Source organism: Xanthomonas sp. LMG 8993 (assembly GCF_009835065.2).
Lineage (GTDB): Bacteria > Pseudomonadota > Gammaproteobacteria > Xanthomonadales > Xanthomonadaceae > Xanthomonas > Xanthomonas arboricola.
Genome location: NZ_QVIF02000006.1, coordinates 265433 through 292216, shown reverse-complemented (window position 1 = coordinate 292216; position 26784 = coordinate 265433). Strand labels below are relative to the sequence as shown.

The window sequence follows — 26784 nt, the reverse complement described above, 5'->3', positions numbered from 1 at the left end:
CTCGCCGATTGCGGGACCGTGTGGCGGCATGGATGCCGCCACCGAGCCCCCAGGGATGGGTTCACGGCGTGTCCCGCGAGCGGTGAGGCCACCGCGCGCTCGACCCACCAGCCTGTTGACTGCGTCGCAATGCCAGCCGGCAAATCCCGAGAACCCTTCCGCACGCAGCGCCAAGGGTTCACACCTCGCCGAACACATCGCTGACCGGCGACCGATCTACCGCACCTGATCTGCCGCGCAGGTGTCCACCGCTTCCGCTTCGCCGCTGCCTGTCCGCCGCCACCCCTGCCCCGCGCAGGCCGCCGCGCCCGCTGCGCGTGATCCAGTGCACAGCCGGCAAAAATCCGACGCGGGTTTGGCACGGCACGTGCATATACCCACCCGTACCCGGAACACATCCCCGGGTCTAACGAGGAATCGGGTCATGAATCAGGCTTTGTGGGTCGCCAAAACCGGACTGGATGCGCAGCAGACGCGCATGTCGGTCATTTCCAACAACCTGGCCAATACCAATACCACCGGCTTCAAGCGCGATCGTGCGGCGTTCGAAGACCTGTTGTACCAACAGGTGCGTGCGCCGGGCGGTTCCACCTCCGCGCAGACGCAGCTGCCGACCGGCCTGCAGCTGGGTACCGGCGTGCGGGTGGTCTCCACCTTCAAGGGCTTCGACCAGGGCAGCCAGCAGCAGACCGGCCGCGCGCTCGACGTGATGGTCAACGGCCGCGGCTTTTTCGAAGTGCAGATGCCTGACGGCACCTCGGCCTATACCCGCGACGGCACCTTCCAGATCAATGCGCAGGGCGAGCTGGTCACCAACAGCGGCTACCCGCTGCAGCCGGGCATCCAGATCCCCGAAGGCGCGCAGTCGCTGACCATCGGCAACGACGGCACCATCAGCGTGACGCTGGCCGGCCAGGCCGCCGCGCAGGAAATCGGCGCGTTGACGCTGACCGACTTCATCAACCCCTCGGGCCTGCAGTCCAAGGGCGAGAACCTGTTCGTCGAAACCACCGCCTCCGGCCCCGCGCAGAACGGCACCCCCGGCCTCAACGGCCTGGGCAACACCGTGCAGGGCGCGCTGGAAGGCAGCAACGTCAACACGGTGGAAGAACTGGTGAGCATGATCGAAACGCAGCGCGCCTACGAAATGAATGCCAAGGCGATCTCCACCACCGACTCGATGCTCGGTTACTTGAACAACAACGTCTGATCGGCCCGCCGGTCGCTGCCCTCTCAGGAATCCACGCCATGTCCCGCCTGCCTTCTCTCTCCTCCCTGTGCCTCGCCATTGCCTGCAGCGCGCTGCTGGGCGGCTGCGTGGCGGCCGGCGATGTGCGGCCGTTCGCCGAACTGGCGCCGATCGTGCCGGTGGTCGCGCCGGTGGCGCAGCCCACCGCCGGGGCGATCTACGCCGCCGGCCCGAGCCTGAATCTGTACGGCGACCGCCGCGCCCGCGATGTCGGCGATCTGCTGACGGTGAACCTGGTGGAAAGCACCACCGCCTCGTCCACCGCCAATACCAGCATCAGCAAGAAGGACGCGACCACCATGGCCGCGCCGACGCTGCTGGGAGCGCCACTCACCGTCGGTGGCTTGAACGTGCTGCAGAACTCGTTGAGCGGCGATCGCAGCTTCGACGGCAAGGGCAACACCGCGCAAAGCAACCGCATGCAGGGCAGCGTCACGGTCACCGTGATGCAGCGCCTGCCCAACGGCAATCTGGTGATCCAGGGGCAGAAGAACCTGCGCCTGACCCAGGGCGACGAACTGGTGCAGGTGCAAGGCATCGTGCGCGCCGCCGACATCGCCCCGGACAACACCGTGCCCTCGAGCAAGGTGGCCGACGCCCGCATCGCCTACGGCGGCCGCGGCGCGATCGCGCAGTCCAATGCGATGGGCTGGCTGAGCCGCTTCTTCAATTCCCGTCTGTCGCCCTACTGAGCCTGCGACCATGAACCTGTCTTCCCTGCCCTTCCGTCTGTTGGCTGCCGCTGTGGCGGTCTGCGCGATCGCCGCGCCGGCCTCGGCCGAGCGCATCAAGGATCTTGCCCAGGTCGGCGGCGTGCGCGGCAACGCGCTGGTCGGTTACGGCCTGGTGGTCGGCCTGGACGGCAGCGGCGACCGCACCAGCCAGGCGCCCTTCACCGTGCAGAGCCTGAAGAACCTGCTTGGCGAGCTGGGCGTCAATGTTCCGGCGAACGTCAATCCGCAGCTGAAAAACGTCGCGGCCGTGGCCATCCATGCCGAACTGCCGCCGTTCGCCAAGCCCGGCCAGCCGATCGACATCACTGTGTCCTCGATCGCCAACGCGGTGTCGCTGCGTGGCGGTTCGCTGCTGATGGCACCGCTGAAGGGCGCCGACGGCCAGGTCTATGCAATGGCGCAGGGCAATCTGGTGGTCGGTGGCTTCGGCGCGCAGGGCAAGGACGGCTCGCGGGTGTCGGTCAACATTCCCAGCGTCGGCCGCATTCCTAACGGCGCCACCGTCGAACGCGCATTGCCGGACGTGTTTGCCGGCAGCGGTGAGATCACCCTCAACCTGCACCAGAACGACTTCACCACCGTCTCGCGCATGGTCGCGGCGATCGACAGCAGCTTCGGCGCCGGCACCGCGCGTGCGGTGGACGGGGTGACCGTGGCAGTGCGCTCGCCGACCGACCCCGGCGCGCGTATCGGCCTGCTGTCGCGGCTGGAAAATGTCGAACTGTCTCCGGGCGATGCCCCGGCCAAGGTGGTGGTCAATGCACGCACCGGCACGGTGGTGATCGGCCAGCTGGTGCGGGTAATGCCGGCGGCGATCGCGCATGGCTCGCTCACCGTGACCATCAGCGAGAACACCAACGTCAGCCAGCCGGGCGCCTTCAGTGGCGGCCGCACCGCGGTGACCCCGCAGTCGACGATCACGGCCACCTCCGAAGGCAGCCGCATGTTCAAGTTCGAAGGCGGCACCACGCTCGATCAGATCGTGCGTGCGGTCAACGAAGTGGGCGCCGCTCCCGGCGACCTGGTGGCCATCCTGGAAGCGCTCAAGCAAGCCGGTGCGCTCACGGCGGAGCTGGAGGTGATCTGACATGCGTATCGCAGCCTCGCCCATTGATCTCAACCCGAGCACCAAGGCCGATCCCGCCAAGATCGACAAGGTCTCACGTCAGCTCGAAGGACAGTTCGCGCAGATGCTGGTCAAGAGCATGCGCGATGCGAGCTCTGGCGACCCGATGTTTCCGGGCGAAAACCAGATGTTCCGCGAGATGTACGACCAGCAGATGGCCAAGGCGCTGACCGACGGCAAGGGGCTGGGCCTGTCGGCGATGATCTCCAAGCAGCTGAGCGGCGACACCGGCGGCCCGGCGTTGAATACCTCGCTGAGCACCGCCGATGCCGCCAAGGCCTATTCGCTGGTGGCCGGCAAGCGCGACGCCTCGTTGCCGTTGCCGAGCCGCGATGGCGCGGCGACCGGCGTCGGCGCAAGCACCGGCACCGCTGCAGGCATCGGCGCAGGCGGCCTGGGCGGCATCGGCATGAGCCAAGTGCTGGATCTGATCGCCGGGCGCACCGGCAGCAGCGATGCCGGCAGCGACGATGCGGCCGCGCTGAGCTGGCCCTCGGCCAACGATCGCTGGAGCGATGTGGCGGCCAGCGATGCCGCCGATGCCAACGCCGCGGTCAATGCGAGCGCGGCGAGCAGCGCCGCCGCCAGCCTGGGCGAGCGTACCCCGGAAGGCTTCGTCGCCAAGATCTGGACGCATGCGCAGAAGGCCGCGCGCGAACTGGGCGTGGATCCGCGTGCGCTGGTGGCGCAGGCCGCGCTGGAGACCGGCTGGGGCCGGCGCGGCATCGGCAATGGCGGCAACTCCAACAACCTGTTCGGCATCAAGGCCACCGGCTGGAGCGGCGACAAGGTCACCACCGGCACCCACGAATACGTCAATGGCGTCAAAACCACCGAAACCGCCGATTTCCGCGCCTACGGCTCGGCCGAGGAGAGTTTTGCCGACTACGTGCGGCTGCTGAAGAACAACAGTCGTTACCAGCCCGCGCTGCAGGCCGGCACCGATATCAAGGGTTTTGCACGCGGCTTGCAACAGGCTGGATACGCCACCGATCCAGGCTACGCAGCCAAGATTGCGGCGATCGCCAACGGTCCGACCATCGACCGTGCGGTGGCCGCGATCGGCAACGCGGCGGCCGACCTGTCCAACCGCTATGCCAGCACCGCCGAGCCTGCCGGGCTCGGCACCATCCGTCGTTGAGGTAAACGCCCATGTCCATCATGTCCACCGGGACCAGTGCGCTGATCGCCTTCCAACGGGCGTTGTCGACCGTTAGCCATAACGTCGCCAACATCAATACCGAAGGCTACAGCCGCCAACGTGTGGAATTTGCAACGCGCACGCCCACCGACATGGGCTACGCGTTCGTGGGCAATGGCGCCAAGATCACCGACGTGAGCCGGGTGGCCGACCAGCTGGCCACCTCGCGCCTGCTCGACAGCGGCGGCGAGCTGTCGCGGCTGCAGCAGCTGTCCTCGCTGTCCAACCGCGTCGACAGCCTGTACTCCAACACCGCCACCAACGTGGCCGGGCTGTGGTCGAACTTCTTCGACTCCACCAGCGCGGTCTCGTCCAATGCCTCGTCCACCGCCGAGCGGCAGAGCATGCTCGACAGCGGCAACTCGCTGGCCACGCGCTTCAAGCAGCTCAACGGGCAGATGGACAGCCTGAGCAACGAGGTCAACAGCGGCCTGACCTCCGCGGTGGACGAGGTCAATCGCCTGACCCAGCAGATCGCCAAGATCAACGGCACCATCGGCAACAGCATCGACAGCGCCTCGCCGGACATGCTCGACCAGCGCGACGCGCTAGTGTCCAAGCTGGTCGGCTACACCGGCGGCACCGCGGTGATGCAGGACGGCGGCTTCATGAACGTTTTCACCTCCGGCGGCCAGGCCCTGGTGGTGGGAACCACCTCGTCCAAGCTGACCACCGTCGCCGACCCGTATCAGCCGAGCAAGCTGCAGGTGGCAATGCAGACCCAAGGCCAGAATGTCAGCCTCAGCGCCAGCTCGCTGGGCGGGCAGATCGGCGGGCTGCTGGAGTTCCGCAGCAGCGTGCTGGAACCGACCCAGGCCGAACTCGGCCGCCTGGCCGTGGGCATGGCCAGCACCTTCAACGCCGGTCACGCGCAAGGCATGGACCTGTATGGCGCGATGGGCGGCAATTTCTTCAACATCGGCTCGCCCACCACCGCCGCCAATCCGGGCAACACCGGCAGCGCGTCGCTGAGCGCCAGCTTCAGCAACATGGCGGCGGTGGATGGGCAGAACGTCACGCTCAGCTTCGACGGCACCGCGTGGAAAGCCACCAATGCCAGCACCGGCTCGGCGGTGTCGCTCAGCGGCACCGGCGCCCCGGCCAATCCGCTGGTGCTCAACGGCGTCAGCCTGGTGGTCGGCGGCACGCCGGCCAACGGCGACAAGTTCCTGCTGCAGCCCACCGCCGGGCTGGCCGGCACCCTGTCGGTGGCCATCACCGACCCCTCGCGGATTGCCGCAGCCACCCCGGTCAAGGCCACCGCCACGGTCGCCAACCTGGGCACCGGCAAGATCAGCGACGTCAAGGTCACCAATGCGCAGAACCCGGCGCTGCTGACCCCGGCGTCGGTGGAGTTCATCGACGCCAACCAGTACACCATCGACGGCACCGGCCCGTTCGCCTACACCGCCGGCCAGACCATCAGCGCCAACGGCTGGAGCTTTGCGCTGGACGGCGCGCCCAAGGCCGGCGACACCTTCGGCGTCGGCCCCACCGGTGCCGGCTCCAGCGACAACGGCAACGCCAAGTTGCTGGCCAATCTCGACGATGCCAAGGCGCTCAGCGGCGGCACGGTCACGCTCAACGGCGCGCTGTCGGGTCTGACCACCTCGGTCGGCTCGGCCGCGCGTGCGGCCAGTTATGCCTCGGACGCGCAGAAGGTCATCAACGACCAGGCGCAGGCCAGCCGCGACTCGATTTCCGGCGTCAACCTCGATGAGGAAGCCGCCAACATGCTGAAGCTGCAGCAGGCCTACCAGGCCGCCGCACAGATGATCTCCACCGCCGACACCATCTTCCAAGCCATCCTGGGTGCCGTACGCTGATGACCGACCGTATCTCCACCAGCATGATGTACAGCCAGTCGGTGTCGTCGATGACGGCCAAGCAGTCCCGGCTGAACCAGATCCAGGCCCAGCTCGCCAGCGGGCAGCGCCTGGTCACCGCAAAAGACGATCCGGTCGCCGCCGGCACTGCGGTCGGCCTGGATCGCGCACTGGCCGCGATCACCCGTTTTGGCGAGAACGCCAACAACGTGCAGAACCGCCTTGGCCTGCAGGAAAACGCCCTGTCGCAGGCCGGCGACAAAATGGCGCGCGTCACCGAATTGGCGGTGCAGGCCAACAACTCCTCGCTCAGCCCCGACGACCGCAAGGCGATCGCCTCGGAACTGACCGCCCTGCGCGACAGCATGGTCAGCCTGGCCAACAGCACCGACGGCACCGGGCGCTACCTGTTCGGCGGCACCGCCGATGGCAGCGCACCGTTCATCAAGAGCAGCGGCGGCGTCACCTACAACGGCGACCAGACCCAGAAACAGGTCGAAGTGGCGCCGGACACCTTCGTCAGCGACACCCTGCCCGGCAGCGAAATCTTCATGCGTATCCGCACCGGCGACGGCACCGTGGATGCGCACCCCAACACTGCCAACACCGGCACCGGATTGCTGCTGGACTTCAGCCGCGACTCCAGCACCGGCAGCTGGAACGGCGGCAGCTATAGCGTGCAGTTCACCGCCGCCGACACCTACGAGGTGCGCGACAGCACCAATACGGTGGTCGGTACCGGCACCTACAAGGACGGCGAGGACATCAACGCGGCCGGCGTGCGCATGCGCATCAGCGGCGCACCGGCGGCGGGCGACAGTTTCCAGATCGGCGCCTCCACCACCAAGGACGTGTTCTCCACCATCGACGACCTGGTCGGCGCGCTCAACTCCGACACGCTGACCCAGCCGCAGAAGGCGGCGATGATCAACACGCTGCAGTCGTCGATGCGCGACATCGCACAGGCCTCGTCGAAGATGATCGATGCGCGCGCCTCCGGCGGTGCGCAGCTGTCGGCGATCGACAACGCCAACTCATTGCTCGAATCCAACGAGGTCACCCTCAAGACCACGCTGTCGTCGATCCGCGATCTGGACTACGCCTCGGCGCTTGGTCAGTACGAACTGGAGAAGGCCTCGTTGCAGGCCGCTCAAACGATTTTTCAGCAGATGCAGTCGTCGTCGTTGTTCAACCTGATCCGCTGATTTGCAGCAGAAAACCCGCGTTTTCTGCACTCCTGCGCGCGAGCACTTGCGCAGGCCGACGGAGTTTATTCGTCGAAAGTTATACCAACGCTAAAGATCTACGGGGTGCTGCCGAATAAACCAAACCCCTTGATACACAACGCTTCCGTATTTCGTCCCGCAGCAGAAAGACAGTAAAAAAACACTGGATTTCGCTAAAGGTTCCCGACGCAACGCCGTTATTCATCTCAGCAGCGGCAACGGCCAACTTGATGGCCCCCCTGCGGAGGCTCCGGGCAAGTCCCCCTTGCCGGAAAAATCGCTTAGGAGAAATCAAAATGGCACAGGTAATCAACACCAACGTAATGTCGCTGAACGCTCAGCGGAACCTCAACACCAGCAGCGCGAGCATGTCGACGAGCATCCAGCGTCTGTCCTCGGGTCTGCGCATCAACAGCGCCAAGGACGACGCCGCAGGTCTGGCGATCTCCGAGCGCTTCACCACGCAGATCCGCGGCCTGGACGTTGCCTCGCGCAACGCCAACGACGGTATCTCGCTGGCCCAGACCGCCGAAGGCGCGATGGTCGAAATCGGCAGCAACCTGCAGCGTATCCGCGAGCTGTCGGTGCAGTCGTCCAACGCCACCAACTCGCCGACCGACCGTGACGCGCTGAACTCCGAAGTCAAGCAGCTCACCGCCGAAATCGACCGCGTCGCCAACCAGACCAACTTCAACGGCACCAAGCTGCTGAACGGCGACTTCTCCGGCGCGCTGTTCCAGGTCGGCGCCGACGCCGGCCAGACCATCGGCATCAACAGCATCGTCGACGCCAACGTCGATTCGCTGGGCAAGGCCAACTTCGCTGCCGCCGTTTCCGGCGCTGGCGTGACCGGCACCTCCACCGCATCGGGCTCGATCAGCGGCATGAGCCTGTCGTTCAAGGACGCCAGCGGTGCAGCCAAGAGCGTCACCATCGCGGACGTCAAGATCGGCGTCGGCGAGAGCGCTGCCGACGTCAACAAGAAGGTGGCTGCGGCGATCAACGACAAGCTCGACCAGACCGGCATGTACGCCTCGATCAAGACCGACGGTACGGTGCAGATCGAATCGCTGAAGGCTGGCCAGGACTTCACCTCGCTGACCGCCGGTACTTCCAGCGCCGCAGGCATCACCGTCGGCGCCGGCATCACCACCGCCTCGGCCGCTTCCGGCTCCACCGCCTCGACCCTGAGCACCCTGGACATCTCCACGTTCTCCGGCGCACAGAAGGCCCTGGAAATCGTCGACAAGGCGCTGACCGCGGTCAACTCCTCGCGCGCCGACATGGGTGCGGTGCAGAACCGCTTCACCTCCACCATCGCCAACCTGAGCGCAACCTCGGAAAACCTGTCGGCCTCGCGTAGCCGTATCCGCGACACCGACTACGCCAAGGAAACCGCCGAGCTGACCCGCACGCAGATCCTGCAGCAGGCCGGTACCGCGATGCTGGCCCAGGCCAAGTCGGTTCCGCAGAACGTGCTGAGCCTGCTGCAGTAATCGGCAGCGCTTCGCACCAACTCAAGAGCCCCTCTTCGGAGGGGCTTTTTTTGTGGCCGCAGATTGCTTCGCCCGAGATTTGAGGGCGAATGCGCAGCACGGTTTGCTGGCGCGGGTTTTTTGACGCATCCCGCCGGCATGGAAATTGCACTACCCAAACTCGTGAGCGAAACGGGGTCGCTGCCGCTAAAGTCCTGACGGATGCGGCCGATACCCGTCTCGTAATCCCATGCGTCCATCCTTGCTTGGACGCCCAGACGAGGAATGCAACATGGCATCGGTGATCAGCACTTCCGGCTCCGGTCTGGACATCCCAACTGTGGTGTCCACCCTGGTTTCCCGGCAGAAAGACCCGGAGCAGGCGCGCATCAACAAGGCCGGGACCGCCGCGACCACGCAGCTGTCGGCGATCAGCCAGATCAAGAGCAGCATGACCACGCTCAAGTCTGCGCTGGACAAGGTCATCAGCAGCGCCGACACCAACGCCTACAAGGCGACGGTGCCGACCGATGCCGGCTTCACCGCCACCACCACCAGCTCGGCCGCGCCGGGCAACTATTCGGTGGAAGTGGTCTCGCTGGCCAGCGCGCAAAAGCTCGCCTCCGGCGCGTTCGTCGCCGATGCCACTGTCGGCAGCGGCACGCTGACGATCGGGTATGGCGAGAAAAAAATCACCGTGGACATCAGCGGCACCGACAAGCTCACCGACATCGCCGCCGCCATCAACAAGGCGGCCGGTGGCAAGGGCGTCACCGCCAGCGTGGTGACCGCCAACGATGGCCAGCACCTGGTGTTCAACGCGGTCGACACCGGTACCAAGGGCGCGCTGACCGTCAGCGCCAGCGACCCCAGCCTGAGCAGCCTCACCTATGGCCCCGGCGTCAGCGGCGGCCTGACCCAGTCCGTGGCCGCGACCGATGCGCTGGTGCGCGTGGACGGCTTCGAACGCACCTCCAGTTCCAACACCGTCACCGATATCGTGCCGGGCGTGGTGCTCAACCTCACCAAGGCCGCCGAAGGCACCAAGGTCACGTTGGGCGTTGCGGCCGACACTAGCGGCCTCAAGGCCAATCTGACCGCGTACGCGGCCGCCTACAACACCGCCAACACCCTGCTGGCCAAGAGCAGCGCCTACGACCCCACCACCAAGACCGCCGCGGCGTTGACCGGCGACTCGCTGGTGCGTGGCCTGCAGCAGCAGTTGCGCGGCCAGGTCAGCGGCAACCTCACCGAACTCAAGTCGCTCGGCCTGACCATCGACAAGGATGGGGTGATGAGCTTCGATGGCGGCAAGTTCGACACCGCCATCGCCGCCGACGGCGGTGCCGCCGCCGAGGTGCTCGGCAAGGACAGCAAGTTCGGCTCGGCCATGACCAAGCTGCTCGACAGCAACGTCAATGCCAACAACGGCACCCTGACCCTGCGTTCGGACAGCTTGAACAAGCAGATCAAGGGCTACGAGGATGACCTGGATGACCTCGACGCGCGCATGACCAAGCTCAGCGATCGCTACACCGCGCAGTTCACCGCGATGGAAACCATGATCAGCAAGTTGCAGAGCAGCACCAGTTCGCTCAGCAGCCTGCTGACGAGCTGATTTCCGTGATGAGGATCCTCAAGTCCCGCAATGGTCTTGCCGATACAAGAAGGGCCTATCGTGATTTCGGCCTTGCCTTCCGGCAGGAGCGTCGTCGCAGGAGCGCAGCGCTCCGGGACCAACGAAGGTCAGCCCATTGAGGAGTCATCCATGTACGGTTCCAATCGTCAGTATGCCGAGCAATACCGCAAGGTCGGCGTGTCCACCAGCGTGACCGAAGCCGACCCGCACAAGCTGGTGTCGCTGCTGTTCGCCGGCGCCTGCCAGCGCATCCGTCTGGCCCAGGCCTGCCTGGCGCAGGGCGACCAGGCGCGCAAGGGCAAGGCCATCGGCGAAGCCTGCGCGATCGTCGGCCACTTGAACGGATCGCTCGATCACGAAGCCGGTGGCGAGATCGCTGGTAACCTGTCGGCGCTCTACGACTACGTGATGCAGCGGCTGACTGCCGCCAACCTGCACAACGACGAAACCGCGTTGACCGAAGCGCTGGATCTGCTCAGCGAAATCGATTCGGCGTGGAATTCCATCCCCCTGGACCAACGCGGCCTTTCCGCCGCTTCGTGAGTCATACCATGCATAGCGCGCAGAGCCTTCAAGCCGAAATTGCCGACATCCGCCTGGCCATGGCGCAGGAGGAATTCGAGGTGATGCCGTTCATGCTGGATGCCCACGATCTGCACCTGCGCGAGTACGCGCAGCAGGCGGACCTGAGTCAGGACCGCGACGCGTTGCAGACGTTGCAGGCGATGCAGCAGGACCTGATGCGGATGATGCTCGAGCGTCGACGCAAGCTGCTGGATCTGATCCGCGCGCAGCGCACGTCCTCTACGGCCAGCCGCGCCTACGCACGGGTCGGACGGATCTGATGTCCGCGTTCGGCACACCCGCGCCATCGGCCGATGCCGCGCTGTTCGCCGACACGCTCAGCTGCGAAGTGCGCCTGCCGGCCGGCTTCCGTGCCGGCAGCGACGCCGGCTCGCACAGCGCTGCAGAAACCCTGCTGCGCAGCCTGGGCCAGGTGGAAGACCTGCGCAGCGAAGACAGCAGCGAAGACCGTGGCGAGCTGCCCCTGCTGGTGCAGCGCATGGACGCCAAGCTCGACCTGATGCTGGCCCTGATCGGCCGCCTGGTGCAACAGGGCGACACCGGACTGATCCACGCGAACGTGCACTGGTCGGTGCGCGGAATCCGCCTGAGCTGCGCAAGCAGCCACCCGCCGGGCACCCTGGGCAGCGTTTGCCTGCAACCCTCCGACTGGCTTCCTGAACTGGTACAGCTTCCTGCCGAGGTCCTGGCAAGCGCAAGCGATGGCCACGATCACTGGCTATGGCTGCGGTTTGCGCCGCTTTCCCCAGGCTTGCAGGAGGCGCTGGAACGTCATCTGTTCCGTCTGCATCGCCGTCAGATCGCCGACGCCCGCCGCCAGCGCTGATAGCGCCTGTTGGCGCGGGGCGCCGGGTCGGCTAAGGTGCCCTTTACTGAAAAAAGGTCTCTTCTGCGCCGTGCGAGTCATCATCGTCGACGATCACACCCTTGTCCGTGCCGGCCTGTCCAGGCTGCTGCAAACCTTCGCCGGCATCGATGTCGTGGGTGAGGCCAGCAACGCACAGCAAGCCCTGGACATGACATCCCTGCACCGGCCTGATCTGGTGTTGATGGATCTGTCCCTGCCTGGCCGCAGCGGCCTGGATGCCATGACCGATGTGTTGCGCGCCGCGCCGCGCACGCATGTGGTGATGATGTCGATGCACGACGACCCGGTGCACGTGCGCGACGCGCTCGATCGCGGCGCGGTGGGCTTCGTGGTCAAGGATGCGGCCCCGCTCGAGCTGGAATTGGCCTTGCGTGCAGCGGCGGCCGGCCAGGTGTTCCTGAGCCCGCAGATTTCGTCCAAGATGATCGCGCCGATGCTGGGTCGGGAAAAACCGGTCGGTATCGCTGCCTTGTCGCCGCGCCAGCGCGAGATCCTGCGCGAGATCGGCCGCGGCCAGAGCAACAAGGAAATCGCTGCCGACCTCGGCATCAGCGTCAAGACGGTGGAGACCCATCGCGCGCGCATGATGGAATCGCTCGGTTGCCGGCGTGCCAACGACCTGGTGTTGCTGGCCGCCAAGCATCACAACGAACTGGTCTGAGCAAACCGCTGCGCCGACCGAAAATGGCCGCCAGCGACGAAAACAGTGACGGGATTCCGGCGGGCACGCTTGAGTCCGTATTGAACGTCAGGGAATTCCCCACGCGCTGTCAGGAAAATCACGAATTGCCTCACGCGATTCCCTGATTAGAAACCCGTCGCCTTGTCCTGCAAGATGCGTTCCATCGCTGCCACGTGCGGCGCCTTCCGGAAGCGCTTCGATGAAGACGACCATTTCCGCCCAGCTTGGCCAGCAACTGCACCTGACCCCGCAGTTGCTGCAGTCGATCCGTCTGTTGCAATTGGACGGCATGCAGTTGGAACTGGAAATCCGTCGCGCGCTGGAAACCAACCCGCTGCTGGAACTGGAAGAACTGGCCGACAGCGACGCTGTCGCGACCAGCGACGATGGCGCGTCCGATGTCGCCGCCTTCGACGAACTGCCGGAAAGCACGATGTGGGACGTGCAGAGCAGCAGCTGGAACGGCGACGACGACGACCGCATGCAGCGCGTGGCAGCCGGCGAATCCACCGACCCGCACGTGCGCATCCTGCGCGATCTGGCGCTGGACCTGGACGAGGCCGCATTGGGGGCCGCCGCGTTCTGGCTGGAGCAGACCGACGACGCCGGCTATCTGAGCGAGGCCCTGGCGACGCTGCAGCAGCTCGGTGCCACCCGTCTTGGTATGACCGTGCAGGCAGTGGAAGCGGTCCGTCAGCGCCTGCTGCACGGCGACCCGGCCGGCCTGGCCGCCTGCGACCTGCGCGAGTGCCTGCAGGCCCAGCTGGGCGCCCTGCCCGGCCGCGTGCCGGCGCGCCATCTGGCCGCGCGCATCCTTGCCGGCGACCTGGACCTGCTGGCCAGCCACGACTATCCGGTGCTGGCGCGCGCACACGATGCCGAGCTGGACGATGTGCGCGAAGCGGTACGGCTGATCCTGTCGCTGCAGCCGCGCCCCGGCGATGACCTGTCGCAGGAAAGCAACGCCAACGTGATTCCGGACGTGCTCGCCTGGCATGCCGACGGCAGCTGGCGGGTGGCATTGAACCCGGCCACCACGCATCGGGTGAGCATCAACCCCGTGCATGAGCGCGCACTGGCCGAGGCCGGCGATGCCGCCCAGCCGCTGCGTGACATGCTGCAGGAAGCGCGCTGGCTGACCCGCGGCCTGTCGATGCGCTACGAGACCCTGCTGCGCGCCACCCGCGCCATCGTCGAACGCCAGGCCGCCTTTCTGGTGCGCGGCGAAGAAGCGATGGCACCGCTGACGCTGAAGGAAATCGCCGATGAGATCGGCATGCACGAGTCGACGATTTCGCGCATTACCACCGGCAAATACATCCAGACCCCGCGCGGCACCTTCGAGCTCAAGCACTTCTTTGCGGTGCGCCTGGAAGGCGCCAGCGTCTCCGGCCAGGCGGTCAAGGCGATGGTGCGGCGACTGATCGAAAGCGAGCCGGCCGGGCGGCCGCTGGCCGACGAAGCCATCGCCGGGCTGTTGTCGCGCCAGGGCGTTAATATTGCCCGTCGCACTGTGGCCAAGTACCGCGAACAACTCGACATCGCCCCGGCACGCGAGCGCCGCCGCACCAACAAACCGCTGCTTGCCCGGGCAGGATAAGGACTACTATGAGCAAACTCACCGTGCTGCTGGTCGACGACCACGAGGGCTTCATCAACGCTGCGATGCGTCATTTTCGCAAAGTGGAGTGGCTCGATATCGTGGGCAGTGCCGCCAATGGACTGGAAGCGATCGAGCGCTCTGAGTCGCTGCGCCCCAATGTCGTGCTGATGGACCTGGCCATGCCGGAGATGGGCGGGCTGCAGGCAACGCGTCTGATCAAGACGCAGGACGATCCGCCGTATATTGTCATCGCGAGCCACTTCGACGATGCAGAGCATCGTGAACATGCTCTTCGCGCGGGTGCTGACAATTTTGTTAGCAAGCTGTCCTATATCCAGGAAGTCATGCCAATCCTGGAGGGCCTGACGGAAGGAGCCAGGAATGAGTGAGTCCCGCATTCTGTTGATCGACAGCGATGCCGTGCGCGCCGAGCGCACGGTCTCGCTGCTCGAGTTCATGGACTTCAATCCCCGCTGGGTCACCGACGGCGCCGACATCAATCCCGGCCGCCATCGCCACGACGAATGGATGGCGGTGATGGTGGGCTCGGCGCAGGACGCTGCACAGGCCGACAAGTTCTTCGACTGGCTGGCCGATGCCAAGCTGCCGCCACCGGTGCTGCTGATGGAAGGCAGCCCGAGCGCCTTCGCACAGGCCCATGGCCTGCACGAAGCCAATGTCTGGACGCTGGACACCCCGTTGCGGCATACGCAGCTGGAAGCCCTGCTGCGCCGTGCCAGCCTCAAGCGCCTGGACGCCGAGCACCAGGCCGGCGTGCAGCAGGACACCGGCCCGACCGGCAACAGCGAGGCGGTGACCCGCTTGCGTCGCTTGATCGACCAGGTGGCGGCCTTCGACACCACGGTGCTGGTGCTGGGCGAATCGGGCACCGGCAAGGAAGTCGTCGCACGTGCCATCCACCAGCATTCGCCGCGGCGCGACGGGCCGTTCGTGGCGATCAACTGCGGCGCGATCCCGCCGGATCTGCTGGAAAGCGAGCTATTCGGTCACGAAAAAGGGGCCTTCACAGGCGCGCTGAGCACCCGCAAGGGCCGATTCGAAATGGCCGAGGGCGGCACCCTGCTGCTGGACGAAATCGGCGACATGAGCCTGCCGATGCAGGTCAAGCTGCTGCGCGTGCTGCAGGAGCGCAGCTTCGAGCGTGTCGGTGGTGGCCAGACCATCCGTTGCAACGTGCGCGTGATCGCCGCGACCCACCGCAACCTGGAAACCCGCATCAGCGACGGCCAGTTCCGCGAGGACCTGTTCTATCGCCTCAACGTGTTCCCGATCGAGATGCCGGCGCTGCGCGAACGTGTCGACGACCTGGCCATGCTGGTGCAGACCATCGCCGGGCAACTGGCACGCACCGGACGCGGCGAAGTGCGCTTTGCCGACGAAGCACTGCAGGCGCTGCGCAGCTACGACTGGCCGGGCAATGTGCGCGAGCTGACCAACCTGGTGGAGCGCCTGGCGGTGCTGCATCCGGGCGGACTGGTACGCGTGCAGGACCTGCCAGCGCGCTACCGCGGTGATTTTGCCGCGGCCGTGCCGGCCGAGCCTGCGCCCGAACCGGCGCTGGTTGCCGCCCCCGTCGAAGACATCGCGCTGCCGGGCAATGTGGTGACCCTGCCATCCACGTCAGCCGATGCCGAGCCGGCGACCAGCTCCAGCCTGCCCGACGATGGCATCGACCTGCGCGGCCACATGGCCAACATCGAGCTGGCGCTGATCAACGAGGCGCTGGAACGTACCCAGGGCGTGGTGGCGCATGCGGCGCAACTGCTGGGCCTGCGCCGCACCACGCTGGTGGAAAAGCTGCGCAAGTACGGCATCGATCGCGAGCAGACCGAGCTGGCGAACTGAGCGGGCCGGCCTCACCGCCCGGCTCGCTGGCATAGCGCTTGCTTCAGCAGGATTGCCCCGTCCGCAGCCGTCGGCTGCGGCGGAATCCCGACATTCATCAGCACCTGCCGAGGCATTGATGCCCATCCCTGTCACCAGTCCGCTGCTGCCGCCGCTGGAAGAATTCCTGCCCTATCTGGAGCAGATCTGGTCCAGCCGCATTCTCAGCAATGGCGGTGACATGCATCACGCGTTCGAACGCGCGTTGTGCGAGTACCTGGGCGTGCCGCACCTGGCCTTGCTCACCAACGGCACCACCGCGTTGATCACCGCGCTGCAGGCGCTGCGCATCACCGGGGAGGTCATCACCACGCCCTACTCGTTCGTGGCCACTGCGCATTCGCTGCTGTGGAAAAGCATCACCCCGGTGTTTGTGGATATCGACCCGGTGACGCTCAACATGGATCCGTCCAAGATCGAGGCGGCCATCACCCCGCAGACCACCGCCATCATGCCGGTGCACTGCTACGGCACCGCCTGCGATACCGCTGCCATCACGCGCATCGCCGACATCTACAACCTCAAGGTGATCTACGACGCGGCGCATGCCTTCGGCGTGCGCGATGAGGGCGGCTCGATCCTGCGTCATGGCGACCTGAGCGTGTTGAGCTTCCATGCCACCAAGGTGTTCAACACCTTCGAAGGTGGCGCCATCGTCTGCCCGGACGAAAGAACCTATCAGCGCATCGGGCATCTGAAGAATTTCGGCTTTGTCGATGAGACCACGGTGGTGGCACCGGGCATCAACGGCAAGATGAATGAGATCAGCGCAGCCTTCGGACTGCTGCAGCTCAAGCACATCGATCACGCCATCGCCCAGCGCAGCGCCATCGATGCGCAGTATCGGCAGCGCCTGAGCGATGTTCGCGGCGTGCGCTGCGTGGCGCGGCCCGATCACGCCAGCGCCAACTACGCGTACTTTCCGATCCTGGTGCAGGACGACTACCCGCTGTCGCGCGATGCGCTGTACCAAGTGATGCGCGAGCACGGCATCCTGGTGCGGCGGTACTTCTATCCGTTGATCAGCGATTTCCCGATGTATCGCGCCCTGCCCTCCTCGGCGCCGGCATGGCTGCCGGTCGCGCGCTCGGTGGCCGCACAGGTATTGTGCCTGCCAATCTTTCCTGGCCTGACCCGCGACCAGGTCGATACCATTGCCGATCTGATCGCCGGCGCACACGCAACATGATCGCAACACGCTGCAGCTGCATTTCAGACTCCCATCTCTTCAACAGGCAACCAGGCGAGCTCGCATGACCCAGGCAACATTTATCGAGAACTTCCTCTCCGCCACCGACTTCCAGGAACCGGTGGAGGTCACCATGGACACCGCACTGGCCGACTTGCCTGAGTGGGATTCGCTCTCCGCGTTGGGGGTAATCGTCATGTTCGACGTGGATTACGGAAAGGTCATTACCGGCGAAGATCTCAAGAACTGCGCCACCTTAAACGATCTTCACAAACTGCTGGGGTAAAGCCATGGGACTGTCCACTCTTAGCAATGTCCGTTTTGCGGGCATGGCGAGTTGCGTGCCCAAGCGGATCATTTCCAACCTGACCGATTGCCCGCCGAAGATGCGCTCAGAACGCGAGCGTCTGGTGCGTAACATCGGCATCGAGTTTCGTCGCATTTGCCCAAGCTGGCAGACATTTTCCGATTTGGCGCTCATCTCTGCGGAAAAGCTGCTTGCAGAGCTGCAATGGGACAAGGAAGAAATCGATGCACTGATTGTCGTGACGCAATCACCCGACTACCCCATCCCGGCCACGGCCATCATCATGCAGCACCGGCTGCAATTGCCACAGACCGCTATCGCCTTTGATGTCAATCTCGGCTGTTCCGGCTATCCCTTTGGCCTACACCTGGTGGGAAGCATGATTGCAGCGGGCACCATCAAAAAGGCGCTTCTGCTGGTCGGCGACCGCTCGGCCACGCTTCTGGACCCATTGTTCTCCGACGCGGGCACCGCCACGGCGCTGGAGTTCGACAAGAATGCACCACCCATGCATTTCGATTTGAACAGCGACGGTAGCGGCTACCGGGCCATCATGTTGCCCATAGGCGGACATCGTGAGCCTTACGGCCCCCAACATATCTCTCCTACACGTGACGAGAACGGTGTGCTGCATTGGCCGGGTGAACTCATTCTGGATGGCCCTGCCGTATTGAGTTTCTCGACCCAGCGAGTACCTCCAGCGGTGGAAAGATTGCTTGAGTATTCTGGTGTTGATAAGGACAGCGTTGATTTTTTCGTTTTCCATCAGGCCAACAAGATGATCAACGAAACCATCCGCAAGAAGTTGGCGCTGCCGACGGAGAAAGTTCCGTCAACCTTGCGAGACTTCGGCAATACCAGTGGCGCCTCCCTGCCCGTCACCATGACCGTCCGCCTGAACGATACGCTGATCAATGCCAGGCACCGACTGTTGCTTGCCGGCTTCGGTATCGGCTTGTCGTGGGGCACGGCGATCGTGGACGTCGAAAACGCGGCTTTTCCGGCACTGATCGAAGCATGAACGCCGAGCGTGATCCGTTTTCCCTAGAAGGCAAGCGCGTCCTGGTGACTGGTGCTTCATCGGGTATTGGTCGTCAAATTGCAATCACTTGCTCACAGATGGGAGCGAGCGTTGTCATCACCGGACGCAACACCGAGCGCTTGCAAGCCACATTCAACCAACTGGACGGCCAAGGCCACACGCAAGTGGTGGCGGACTTGGCGGTACAGGAGGGTATTGACCACGTGGTGGCTGCGAGCGGTGTCATCAACGGCTTGGCACACGCAGCTGGCATGTCCAAGCTGACCCCCTTTCGAATGATCGGTCAAGCGCACCTTGACGAGACATTTGCAAGCAACACCTACGCACCCATGCTACTGACGCGAGGCCTATTGGCGAAGAAGCAGATCGCGCCGGGCGGATCCCTGCTATTCATTGCCTCAATTGCCTCGCATATCGGCCCACTGGCAAGCAGCGCATACGCTGCCAGCAAAAGCGCCCTGCTGGGCATGATGCGCTCGCTTGGCATGGAAGTAGCAAAGCAAGGTATGCGCGCCAACTGCATTGCACCGGGTTATGTACGCACTCCCTTGCTGGATGGGTTGCAGGGAAGCGGCGGCAATATGGACAGCCTGTTTGCATTGACGCCACTTGGCATGGGCGAGCCGGAAGACGTGGCTTACGCAGCAGTGTTCTATCTTTCCGATGCCAGCCGCTGGATCACGCGCAACCACTTCATTCTTGATGGCGGTTTTTCTGTACCGATGGACATCTACGCATGACCAACGCGGCGCAACGCGCTTTTTCACTAGATGGCAAGACCATTTTGGTCACAGGCGCTTCATCGGGCATCGGCAGGCAAATCGCTGTTTCCTGCGCGCGGCGTGGGGCGCGCCTGGTCATCACCGGGCGGGATGCAGAACGCCTGCAGGAAACCTACAACTTGTTGAATGGCCAAGGCCACCTTCAAGTGCTGGCCGACCTGACCGAAGCCGAAGGCCGTGAACGACTAGTACAGGGCATTTCCAGCCTAGATGGCTTGGTCCACTGCGCTGGCAGGCAGCGCTTGAGCCCTATCAGGCAGTTGACCGAAAAGCTCATGACCGATGTCTATGCGGTCAATTTCCTGGCCCCTGTCATGCTCACCCAGCGGCTGTTGCAGGCCAACGCCCTTGCGCCTCAGAGTTCCATCGTCTTCATGCTTTCCACTGCGGCCCATATCGGCACACCCGGGGTAGGACCGTATTCGGCCATGAAGTCAGCCCTGCTCGGCATCATTCGCTGCCTGTCCATGGAGCAGGCCAAACGCAAGATCCGGGTCAATGGCATATCTCCCTCTGCGGTCATAACGCCCATTTGGGACGCAACCCATCTGGAAGCACAGCGAAAACGCCACCCGCTCGGTTTGGGCACCTCAGAGGACGTAGCGAACGCTGCGATCTATCTCTTGTCCGATGCCAGCCGCTGGGTAACCGGGACCAGTTTGGTAATGGACGGTGGGTCTGTCCTATGACCTATTCCGTGCTCATCGTCGGGGCGGGCGGCTGGGGCCGGGAGGTTCTTGAGCAAATGCAAGGTGATATTGCACATCGCAAGGAATGGGAAGTCACCGGATTCCTGGACAGCCGCGAGCATATTCTCGATGGCTTCGATACCGGAGTACCCATCGTCGGTGACCCTTTGACATACGTGCCGCGTGGCAACGAGGCTTTTGTCTGCGCGCAAGGCGACCCATTGGAACGGCATAAATACATTCAACCGCTGCTTGCAAAGGGGGCCGCGTTCATCCCAATCTGCACCGAGGCGCACCTCAGTCGCCGCGTGCATCTGGGCACAGGTTGCTTTCTCGGCAACCAAGTACACGTTGGCCCCGATGTGTGGATCGGGGATTTTGCCAATCTGCTCACTTGGTCGGTGATTGGACACGATGTCCGCATTGGCAATTATGCTCATGTGGGCGCACAGGTTTTCATGGGAGGCGGTGTGCAGATAGGCGACTTCGCAGTCGTGCACCCACGTGCCACCCTAGTACCTGGCGTCAAGGTAGGTGAGCACGCTGTCGTCGGCACCGGTGCGGTCGTGCTGAAGGATGTGCCGGCAGGCGCCACGGTGTTTGGCAATCCGGCCAAGATCGTATTCCACAAGAACATCAAGATGGACTGATCCATGCGCTCCAGGATGCACCCCAAGTATTACTTGTCGCAGGAAATCTTTGACTGCGAACAGCGCAAGATCTTCCGCAGGGTCTGGTTGTTCGCAGGACTCAAAACGCTGCTGAAGGATCACAATTGCTTTATCACACGCAAGATCGCGGGTGTTCCTCTGGTGATCCAGAACTTCCGCGGGCAAATCCGTGCGTTCGAGAACGTCTGCCTCCACCGCAGTGCACTGATTCAAACCGCTGCTCTCGGTTGCCGGCCTTTGGTGTGCCCCTACCACGCCTGGAGTTACGACGAACAAGGCCGGGTAAAGAACATCCCGGACTGCGATGCGATCTACCACCTGGACAATAGTGAAAAGGCCAACTTGAAGCTGCGCGAATTCTCACTGCGCGCCATCGGCAACCTGTTGTTCGTCAACCTCGATCCAGACCCCATGCCAATCGAGGAGCAGTTTTCGGCAGACTTCATCGCCTTGCTGGAAAGTAGTTCCAACGCCTATGACACTGAGGTCATGGTGACCACATGGCATGGCCGGTACAACTGGAAGCTGGCCTACGAGAATCTGCGGGACGCCAACCACCCGCGCTTTGTCCACCCCAAGACCCTGGCCAAAAGCGTCAACTTCACTCCCCAGGTAAACGAGGAACAAGCCAAGGAGTCCATGGAGGCCTTGCAGGACACGTCGCCCGTAGCGCTGAGGCGCGAGATGCGCCGCTTCAGTTTCGGCGGCCCGGAAGCCACCATCCCCAACCTTAAGCATTTCGGCTGGCACGCTAAAGTGGAACGCTGGGGCAAGCAGGACGCCTACTTTAACTGGCTTGCCTTCCCGAATTTGCATATCGCCAGCGCCAACGGGGGCTATTCCTTCACTCTGGAACACCACATCCCCGTCGCACCGGACCGGACCGACCTGGAAATCTATTGGTTCAGCGCGCGCAAGAAACAGCCTTACGGTTCTTCCAGCCAAGTGTTGCTTGCGCAGATGCACGGCAGCAAGGTGGTAGTGGGAGAAGACGTGGACATCATGGAGCGGGTGCAGGCGGCACTGCATATAGACGCCCCGCTACCCACCCAGGGAGCCTATGAATCAATGAATCGCCTGGTTGAGCGCTGGTACACGGTGCTGATGGAGACCGAACATGAGATCTAGGTGGATCATCGGCGGCAGCGAATACCTCGATCTGGCCTTTCATGCCTGGAAGCACGCGCGTCAGGACGAGACGGTCATCAGGATCGATGTACCACAGGACTCGGAACACGAATTCGATCTGGACGTGCTGGATGGACTGAATCCGACAGACGGGGCCATGTTCGTGGCTTTCGACGAACGCTTCGGCAACTTCAAGCGCATGGAACTGATGCAGGCAGCGATGGAGCGTGGCTTCAAGCTCGAACCCTTCATCCACCCGAGCGCAGCCATCGGCTCTGACACGGCCATTGGTCTCAACGCATTCGTGGGTGCCAATGCTGTCGTTGGGCACGGGTGCAGGATCGACTACAACACCGTCATCCACGCCGGCACGCACCTGGGACCCGCATGCCGCGTTAAATCGTCATGCTGGATAGAGCATGGTGTGCAAATCGGCGCGGGCGTCGAGATCGGCAGCAATAGCATCCTGCGAACCGGCGCCATCGTGAGTGGGGGCGTCAAGGTGGGGCGAAGCTGCGAACTTGGCTGGCCACGTGTCTACTGCGAGGACGTGCCGGCCAAGACCTATTTCCACGCCCGCTACGACACTCCAATCCATGTTTATGAAGCCTAAGCCGGGGACCAATCATGCAAACCGCTATCCAATTCAAACTAAATATCGACCCGCAGGCATCGGAAGAGACGTTTCAGGTCGCCGCCGAGGGCCTGACTGGTGATCCGATGTTCGGTATTCCCGAGGACGTTCGCCACCTCATTGCCAAATTTGGCGACGAAGTCAAGGTGATCGTTTTAGGAACCGGGGGGTTTGGCGCGCACTTGCTGAACCTGAAGCAGGACCGGCACTGCAATGTGATCGCCTCGGTGGACGACTTCCGCTATCACTCCGGTGCGCTGTATTACGGCACTCCGATCATCTCGACGGACAGGTTCATCGAACTGGCCAAGTCTGGCGACATCATCGCCCTCAACACCTGCCGATATGACGGACCCAAGCGATTTTTTGACCAGGTCTGCAGGCAGCACGGGATCGCTCATATCAACTTTGAACAGGCCGTTCGCGCTTTCGGTCTACAGGGGCGTGTAGATTTCCGGGTGGACGATTGGGGACGGGAGATCGTGCGCAACATTCCCAGGTTTCAGCGTCTGGCAGAACGCTTTTCCGATGCCTATTCGGCACAAACCCTGTTCTCTGTCCTCAACTTCCACCTGACCTGTGACCCCGAGTACTACCACGAAATCGAACGCCCCTACACCACGTTGTACTTCCGCTCCGGCCTGCTGCAATTCGGTAGCGGAGAAAAGATGGTTGATTGCGGCGCCTCGATTGGCGAGTCGCTCGCAGGCCTGATTGGCGCCACCAAAGGCCAATTCTCGCGTTCTTGGATGATTGAACCCGATCGGATCAACGTCGGCACACTCAAGAACGTACTGCGCCGCTACGAAGGCACAGCTCTGGCGTCCAGAATCAGTCTGCATGACTGCGGCGTAGGCGAGACAACAGGCAGGGTTCCATTCAATCACGAGGGTGGCCACGGCGGCTTCGTCAAGCCTTCGAGTGAGGATTGCGAACCGGCAGACATGATCGACGTATGTTGCATCGACGATGTTATCGACGATGCACCCACCTTCATCAAAATGGACATCGAGGGGTCGGAGCTTTCGGCACTGAAAGGTGCGCAGAATGCGATTGTTCAGTGCAAACCCAAGATGGCGATCTCCGCCTATCACAGAGCTACCGATTTGCTAGATCTAAGCGATTTTGCCCTATCTCTGAACCCGGATTACAGGATCGGCCTGCGCCATCACACGCCGGATCGCTGGGATACCTGCCTTTATTTTTATTAACGCTCTGCCTTAAAAATGAGCGGATCGATGACTGACCCAAGCAAGATTTTCCTTTTCAACTCAGCCCTTCCTGAATCCCTGGAAATGTCGGACTTCCTGAAAGGCATGGGGCCGTCCCAAGACAATGTCAGAGGCCAGAATATAGGAAACGGCTACATCGCCTATGGTTTTTTGAAAGCACTGTTCGGGTGCCCGGTGAAAGTTGACCACATTTCTAACGCACTGGAGGCAAAGCTCTCCGATCAACTTGCAGAAGAGATCAACCAAAAATATTCGCATCTTGTCTGGACGATGAAGGATGACATCCGGGAGGACTTCTCGGGCCTCCCGGTTGAGCGGATCACGCACTTTCTTGAAAAAATCACGATCCCGATCGTGCCGGTGAGCCTTTGCGCGAACTCATTCAATGGCTACGACCCGAACCTGGCCGAGCGCCTCAGCCCCAATCAAAAGCGAAATTTCTCCCTTCTCTCTGAAAAGTCCAAGCTGATTGGTGTTCGCGGAAATTATTCCGCCGAGATCCTGAATAGCCTTGGCATAAAGAACGTCAGAGTGATTGGCTGCCCGAGCTACTTTGAGAACGGACCCACCCGGGCTCTGCAAAAAAAGCCGTGGGATGCGGACAAGGTCATCACTACGGCCACATTCTTCAATTCCGGGCTGCCGAGGACATCCCATCTGCTGCAGGATGAATTGTATTTCATCAACTTGCTCTATCTTGAAAAAGCACTGCCATCGACCCGCAACATCACAGCGCAACCTTTCAATCTCGACGAAATACCCACGTCCTTCCAACTATTGGCCAAGGCCATGGCTGGACGGCTGGAATTTTTCTCTGATTACAGCCGATGGGCCACGTTCTTCAAAAGCAACGACCATTGCCTCACGATTGGAACCCGACTTCACTCCGGAATTCTCTCGATTAATAGCGGCGTCCCCGCCATTGTGACCAACCCGGATTCCAGGGCCAGGGAAACTTGCGAATACCTCCGCATCCCTTATGACCCTACCATTCACAGCAGAAGCAACATCCGTGAAGTTTTCGAGAACCTCGACCTCTCTGAAATGAACAACGCTTACCCGGTTTTGTACAAGGAATTTCTTGATTTTCTCGACGCAGTCGGCCTTGTTCCTTGCACTGTGCCTCATGACAAACCCTGTTTTGAATTTCCGGATCTAAAGAAAAGCACTAGCCCCTCGGTTGCAGCTGAGCTACATGAAGCCTACACCGAACTCGTAGAGAATCTGGACCGCGAAGTCGTTGTTCGGAGAGAGCATGGCGGAGAGATGTCTCGGCGCTTGGTAGATAAATTCCAACTCCTTAGACGGCGCTATCCAGGGCTGACGCGCAAGGAGTATTTGGATTATCTCAGCCGATCTACGGGTAAAGCCAAGTGAAATCGAATCTAGTCAGCATCGTCATGCCGGTCTACAAACCGCGCTATTTCGCGCAGGCGCTGGATAGCGTTTTGGCGCAAACCTAAGCAGCGTTGCAGCTAGTGATCTGTGACGCCGATGCCCCTGGCGCCATTGAGGCGGTGGTGGCGTCCAAGTTGCTGGTAGCGCCCTCCCCCGTTCGCTACCAGCAACCAGATAAGCGTTGAGGAGTAAGGTCATACCGGCAGCGCGTAGACAAGCTGGGCTAGCAGCGCACCAGCTTGGAAAATCGCCCCTCTGAATGAGGAATGCCGGTCTTCACAAACGAAGGACCTTCACAATCTCTAACATCACGAATAACTCCCACCAGCACTAACGGATCCGGCCACGCTTCCTGGAAATATATTCGGGCCCTTTCCACTAACCCAGATGACCCCATTTGCATATACTTGATATCGCCGGCCCGTGGCCGCTCCGGAGAAGGTAAATGCCACGTCCCCCCCATTTATGCTGCCTACACGACCAACGTCAGCGAAGCAATTACTAAAGTTAGGCGAACCCGTCAAGGCGACGGCAACGCTAGAAATGGTAAGTTGGCCTCCGTCGTATATCCCATAATGGACAAAACCACCTCCAGTAATACTATAGTTGCCTGAGACGACGGCAACGCCATTGCGCGAGACAAGGATTTGAAACCCAGTCATCGCTGCGAACACATGACCGCCTTGGAAGGTACACGACGCTCCAGCAGTGACCCCTATGCCGTTTACTGTGCTCCCACCACCTAAAGTAAAACCAGAAACCTGAACTGCGCTACCGGTACCCGCCACAAGGAGGTATCCTGCGGTGTTACGCCAAATAGCAGATGTGCTACCTACAAACCGCACGATGCCACCTGCCACGCTGCCCATCAAAACATTTTCTACGTAAGTTCCGTCTGCAACATTGATAATCGCTGTATAGCCACATAATGAATAGCGCGTCCTCACTACATTCACAGCACGCTGGATGGTCTGAAACGCAGTCGCAGCGCTTAACCCATCGTTTGAATCACTACCGGTGGTGGAGACATACAAAGATAAATCCTGAGTCAAGGCAATGGCGTAAGTGGCATAGCTGTTTGCACTGGTACCCATCGCGAACCGACCTTCATCAATGATGAAATACGGCTCGCTGGCAGCGAGTTCACCAGCTGTGGCAGCAGCATCAAATTGCGCACGAGTTCCGCGTTTCACATAAATATTGGCACCTGAGATTGCATCCGACATAACATGAAACTCCTTAAGAATTTAATGTAAAGTGCATTACATTGAAATTACCAGCCACTTTTATGCTTATTTTAAAAATAATTATTTAATTTAATGATCGATGCAATGGGGTCGTCATCTTGCATCTTGGGAAGATTGGAAATATCAGGATTCAATTATCCTCCATTAGAGGTCTGCAGCCTGACCAAATTACCATTGGCATTGATCGATTGCTGAGAACCAGCCCTCATTTGAGGGTTGGCATCGGCGCAGCACCAGCGCCTCCGCACATTTCAGGCTTGGCTGAACTCAGCACCTCACGCCGGACAATCTAAAGCACGCATGTTTCAAGTAGCGGATCACGCTCGCGCCGCTGCCTGTATACGCA

The 26784-nt window shown here is 62.1% G+C and carries 26 protein-coding genes and 1 pseudogene; 26 read left to right on the top strand and 1 reads right to left on the bottom strand.

The features are described 5' to 3' along the window. Positions 1 to 424 precede the first annotated feature (424 nt). The 26 genes and pseudogenes from flgG to DYQ94_RS13410 all read left to right on the top strand — a co-directional run. Entirely contained in the window at positions 425 to 1210 is a 786-nt protein-coding gene (gene flgG / locus DYQ94_RS13535; protein WP_016901723.1) for a flagellar basal-body rod protein FlgG, read from the top strand. Between the two features lie 38 nt (positions 1211 to 1248). Continuing rightward, on the top strand, positions 1249 to 1941 hold the full coding sequence (gene flgH, locus DYQ94_RS13530) for a flagellar basal body L-ring protein FlgH (RefSeq protein WP_016901722.1): 693 nt from the start codon (positions 1249 to 1251) through the stop codon (positions 1939 to 1941). Between the two features lie 10 nt (positions 1942 to 1951). Continuing rightward, positions 1952 to 3070 (top strand): flagellar basal body P-ring protein FlgI, encoded by a 1119-nt coding sequence (locus DYQ94_RS13525; protein ID WP_039521506.1) that lies wholly within the window; start codon positions 1952 to 1954, stop codon positions 3068 to 3070. A gap of 1 nt (position 3071) precedes the next feature. Beyond that, complete coding sequence (flgJ, locus tag DYQ94_RS13520; RefSeq protein ID WP_054591177.1) at positions 3072 to 4250, top strand: flagellar assembly peptidoglycan hydrolase FlgJ; 1179 nt, start codon at positions 3072 to 3074, stop codon at positions 4248 to 4250. Between the two features lie 11 nt (positions 4251 to 4261). Further along, entirely contained in the window at positions 4262 to 6136 is a 1875-nt protein-coding gene (gene flgK / locus DYQ94_RS13515) for a flagellar hook-associated protein FlgK (protein WP_160955242.1), read from the top strand. Beyond that, complete coding sequence (gene flgL / locus DYQ94_RS13510; protein ID WP_160955241.1) at positions 6136 to 7341, top strand: flagellar hook-associated protein FlgL; 1206 nt, start codon at positions 6136 to 6138, stop codon at positions 7339 to 7341. The genes flgK and flgL overlap by 1 nt, the downstream gene beginning before the upstream one ends. Before the next feature lie 317 nt (positions 7342 to 7658). Beyond that, positions 7659 to 8858: a flagellin gene (locus tag DYQ94_RS13505; protein ID WP_024939608.1), complete on the top strand. Its 1200-nt coding sequence runs from the start codon at positions 7659 to 7661 to the stop codon at positions 8856 to 8858. A gap of 271 nt (positions 8859 to 9129) precedes the next feature. Continuing rightward, complete coding sequence (gene fliD, locus DYQ94_RS13500) at positions 9130 to 10455, top strand: flagellar filament capping protein FliD (RefSeq protein WP_126966706.1); 1326 nt, start codon at positions 9130 to 9132, stop codon at positions 10453 to 10455. Between the two features lie 150 nt (positions 10456 to 10605). Further along, entirely contained in the window at positions 10606 to 11019 is a 414-nt protein-coding gene (fliS, locus tag DYQ94_RS13495; protein WP_024939606.1) for a flagellar export chaperone FliS, read from the top strand. 8 nt (positions 11020 to 11027) lie between these two features. Then, on the top strand, positions 11028 to 11321 hold the full coding sequence (locus tag DYQ94_RS13490) for a hypothetical protein (protein ID WP_126966748.1): 294 nt from the start codon (positions 11028 to 11030) through the stop codon (positions 11319 to 11321). After that, the gene (locus tag DYQ94_RS13485) at positions 11321 to 11887 is read left to right on the top strand and encodes a PilZ domain-containing protein (RefSeq protein ID WP_126966705.1); all 567 of its coding nucleotides are present in this window, start codon (positions 11321 to 11323) and stop codon (positions 11885 to 11887) included. The genes DYQ94_RS13490 and DYQ94_RS13485 overlap by 1 nt, the downstream gene beginning before the upstream one ends. 70 nt (positions 11888 to 11957) lie before the next feature. Then, positions 11958 to 12590, top strand: coding sequence for a response regulator transcription factor (locus DYQ94_RS13480; RefSeq protein WP_003482986.1), 633 nt, complete (start codon positions 11958 to 11960; stop codon positions 12588 to 12590). 220 nt (positions 12591 to 12810) lie between these two features. Further along, positions 12811 to 14211 carry an RNA polymerase factor sigma-54 gene (rpoN, locus tag DYQ94_RS13475; RefSeq protein WP_054591182.1) on the top strand — a complete coding sequence of 467 codons (1401 nt, stop codon included), beginning with the start codon at positions 12811 to 12813 and terminating at the stop codon, positions 14209 to 14211. 8 nt (positions 14212 to 14219) lie between these two features. Then, complete coding sequence (locus DYQ94_RS13470) at positions 14220 to 14603, top strand: response regulator (RefSeq protein WP_016904817.1); 384 nt, start codon at positions 14220 to 14222, stop codon at positions 14601 to 14603. Further along, the gene (locus DYQ94_RS13465) at positions 14596 to 16080 is read left to right on the top strand and encodes a sigma-54 dependent transcriptional regulator (RefSeq protein WP_046342581.1); all 1485 of its coding nucleotides are present in this window, start codon (positions 14596 to 14598) and stop codon (positions 16078 to 16080) included. Before DYQ94_RS13470 ends, DYQ94_RS13465 begins: the two co-directional genes overlap by 8 nt. A gap of 118 nt (positions 16081 to 16198) precedes the next feature. Beyond that, positions 16199 to 17308, top strand: a complete 1110-nt coding sequence (locus DYQ94_RS13460; protein ID WP_024939601.1) for a DegT/DnrJ/EryC1/StrS family aminotransferase — start codon at positions 16199 to 16201, stop codon at positions 17306 to 17308. Between the two features lie 64 nt (positions 17309 to 17372). Next, entirely contained in the window at positions 17373 to 17594 is a 222-nt protein-coding gene (locus DYQ94_RS13455) for an acyl carrier protein (protein ID WP_008575943.1), read from the top strand. Between the two features lie 4 nt (positions 17595 to 17598). After that, positions 17599 to 18636: a ketoacyl-ACP synthase III gene (locus tag DYQ94_RS13450; protein ID WP_033479029.1), complete on the top strand. Its 1038-nt coding sequence runs from the start codon at positions 17599 to 17601 to the stop codon at positions 18634 to 18636. After that, on the top strand, positions 18633 to 19397 hold the full coding sequence (locus DYQ94_RS13445) for an SDR family NAD(P)-dependent oxidoreductase (RefSeq protein WP_126966704.1): 765 nt from the start codon (positions 18633 to 18635) through the stop codon (positions 19395 to 19397). Before DYQ94_RS13450 ends, DYQ94_RS13445 begins: the two co-directional genes overlap by 4 nt. Then, positions 19394 to 20128, top strand: coding sequence for an SDR family NAD(P)-dependent oxidoreductase (locus DYQ94_RS13440; protein ID WP_126966703.1), 735 nt, complete (start codon positions 19394 to 19396; stop codon positions 20126 to 20128). The genes DYQ94_RS13445 and DYQ94_RS13440 overlap by 4 nt, the downstream gene beginning before the upstream one ends. Next, positions 20125 to 20778 (top strand): NeuD/PglB/VioB family sugar acetyltransferase, encoded by a 654-nt coding sequence (locus DYQ94_RS13435; protein ID WP_126966702.1) that lies wholly within the window; start codon positions 20125 to 20127, stop codon positions 20776 to 20778. The genes DYQ94_RS13440 and DYQ94_RS13435 overlap by 4 nt, the downstream gene beginning before the upstream one ends. A gap of 3 nt (positions 20779 to 20781) precedes the next feature. Beyond that, the gene (locus tag DYQ94_RS13430) at positions 20782 to 21927 is read left to right on the top strand and encodes an aromatic ring-hydroxylating oxygenase subunit alpha (protein ID WP_126966701.1); all 1146 of its coding nucleotides are present in this window, start codon (positions 20782 to 20784) and stop codon (positions 21925 to 21927) included. Then, positions 21917 to 22540 (top strand): LbetaH domain-containing protein, encoded by a 624-nt coding sequence (locus tag DYQ94_RS13425; protein WP_126966700.1) that lies wholly within the window; start codon positions 21917 to 21919, stop codon positions 22538 to 22540. Before DYQ94_RS13430 ends, DYQ94_RS13425 begins: the two co-directional genes overlap by 11 nt. A 14-nt stretch (positions 22541 to 22554) precedes the next feature. Next, the gene (locus DYQ94_RS13420; RefSeq protein ID WP_065032217.1) at positions 22555 to 23772 is read left to right on the top strand and encodes an FkbM family methyltransferase; all 1218 of its coding nucleotides are present in this window, start codon (positions 22555 to 22557) and stop codon (positions 23770 to 23772) included. 27 nt (positions 23773 to 23799) lie between these two features. After that, complete coding sequence (locus DYQ94_RS13415) at positions 23800 to 25170, top strand: polysaccharide pyruvyl transferase family protein (protein ID WP_095574685.1); 1371 nt, start codon at positions 23800 to 23802, stop codon at positions 25168 to 25170. Between the two features lie 23 nt (positions 25171 to 25193). Beyond that, positions 25194 to 25373: pseudogene (locus DYQ94_RS13410) on the top strand (hypothetical protein); the annotation flags it as partial. A 126-nt stretch (positions 25374 to 25499) separates the two neighbouring features. Here DYQ94_RS13410 and DYQ94_RS13405 read toward each other — a convergent pair. Next, positions 25500 to 26417 (bottom strand): hypothetical protein, encoded by a 918-nt coding sequence (locus DYQ94_RS13405; RefSeq protein ID WP_126966698.1) that lies wholly within the window; start codon positions 26415 to 26417, stop codon positions 25500 to 25502. Positions 26418 to 26784: the final 367 nt, after the last annotated feature.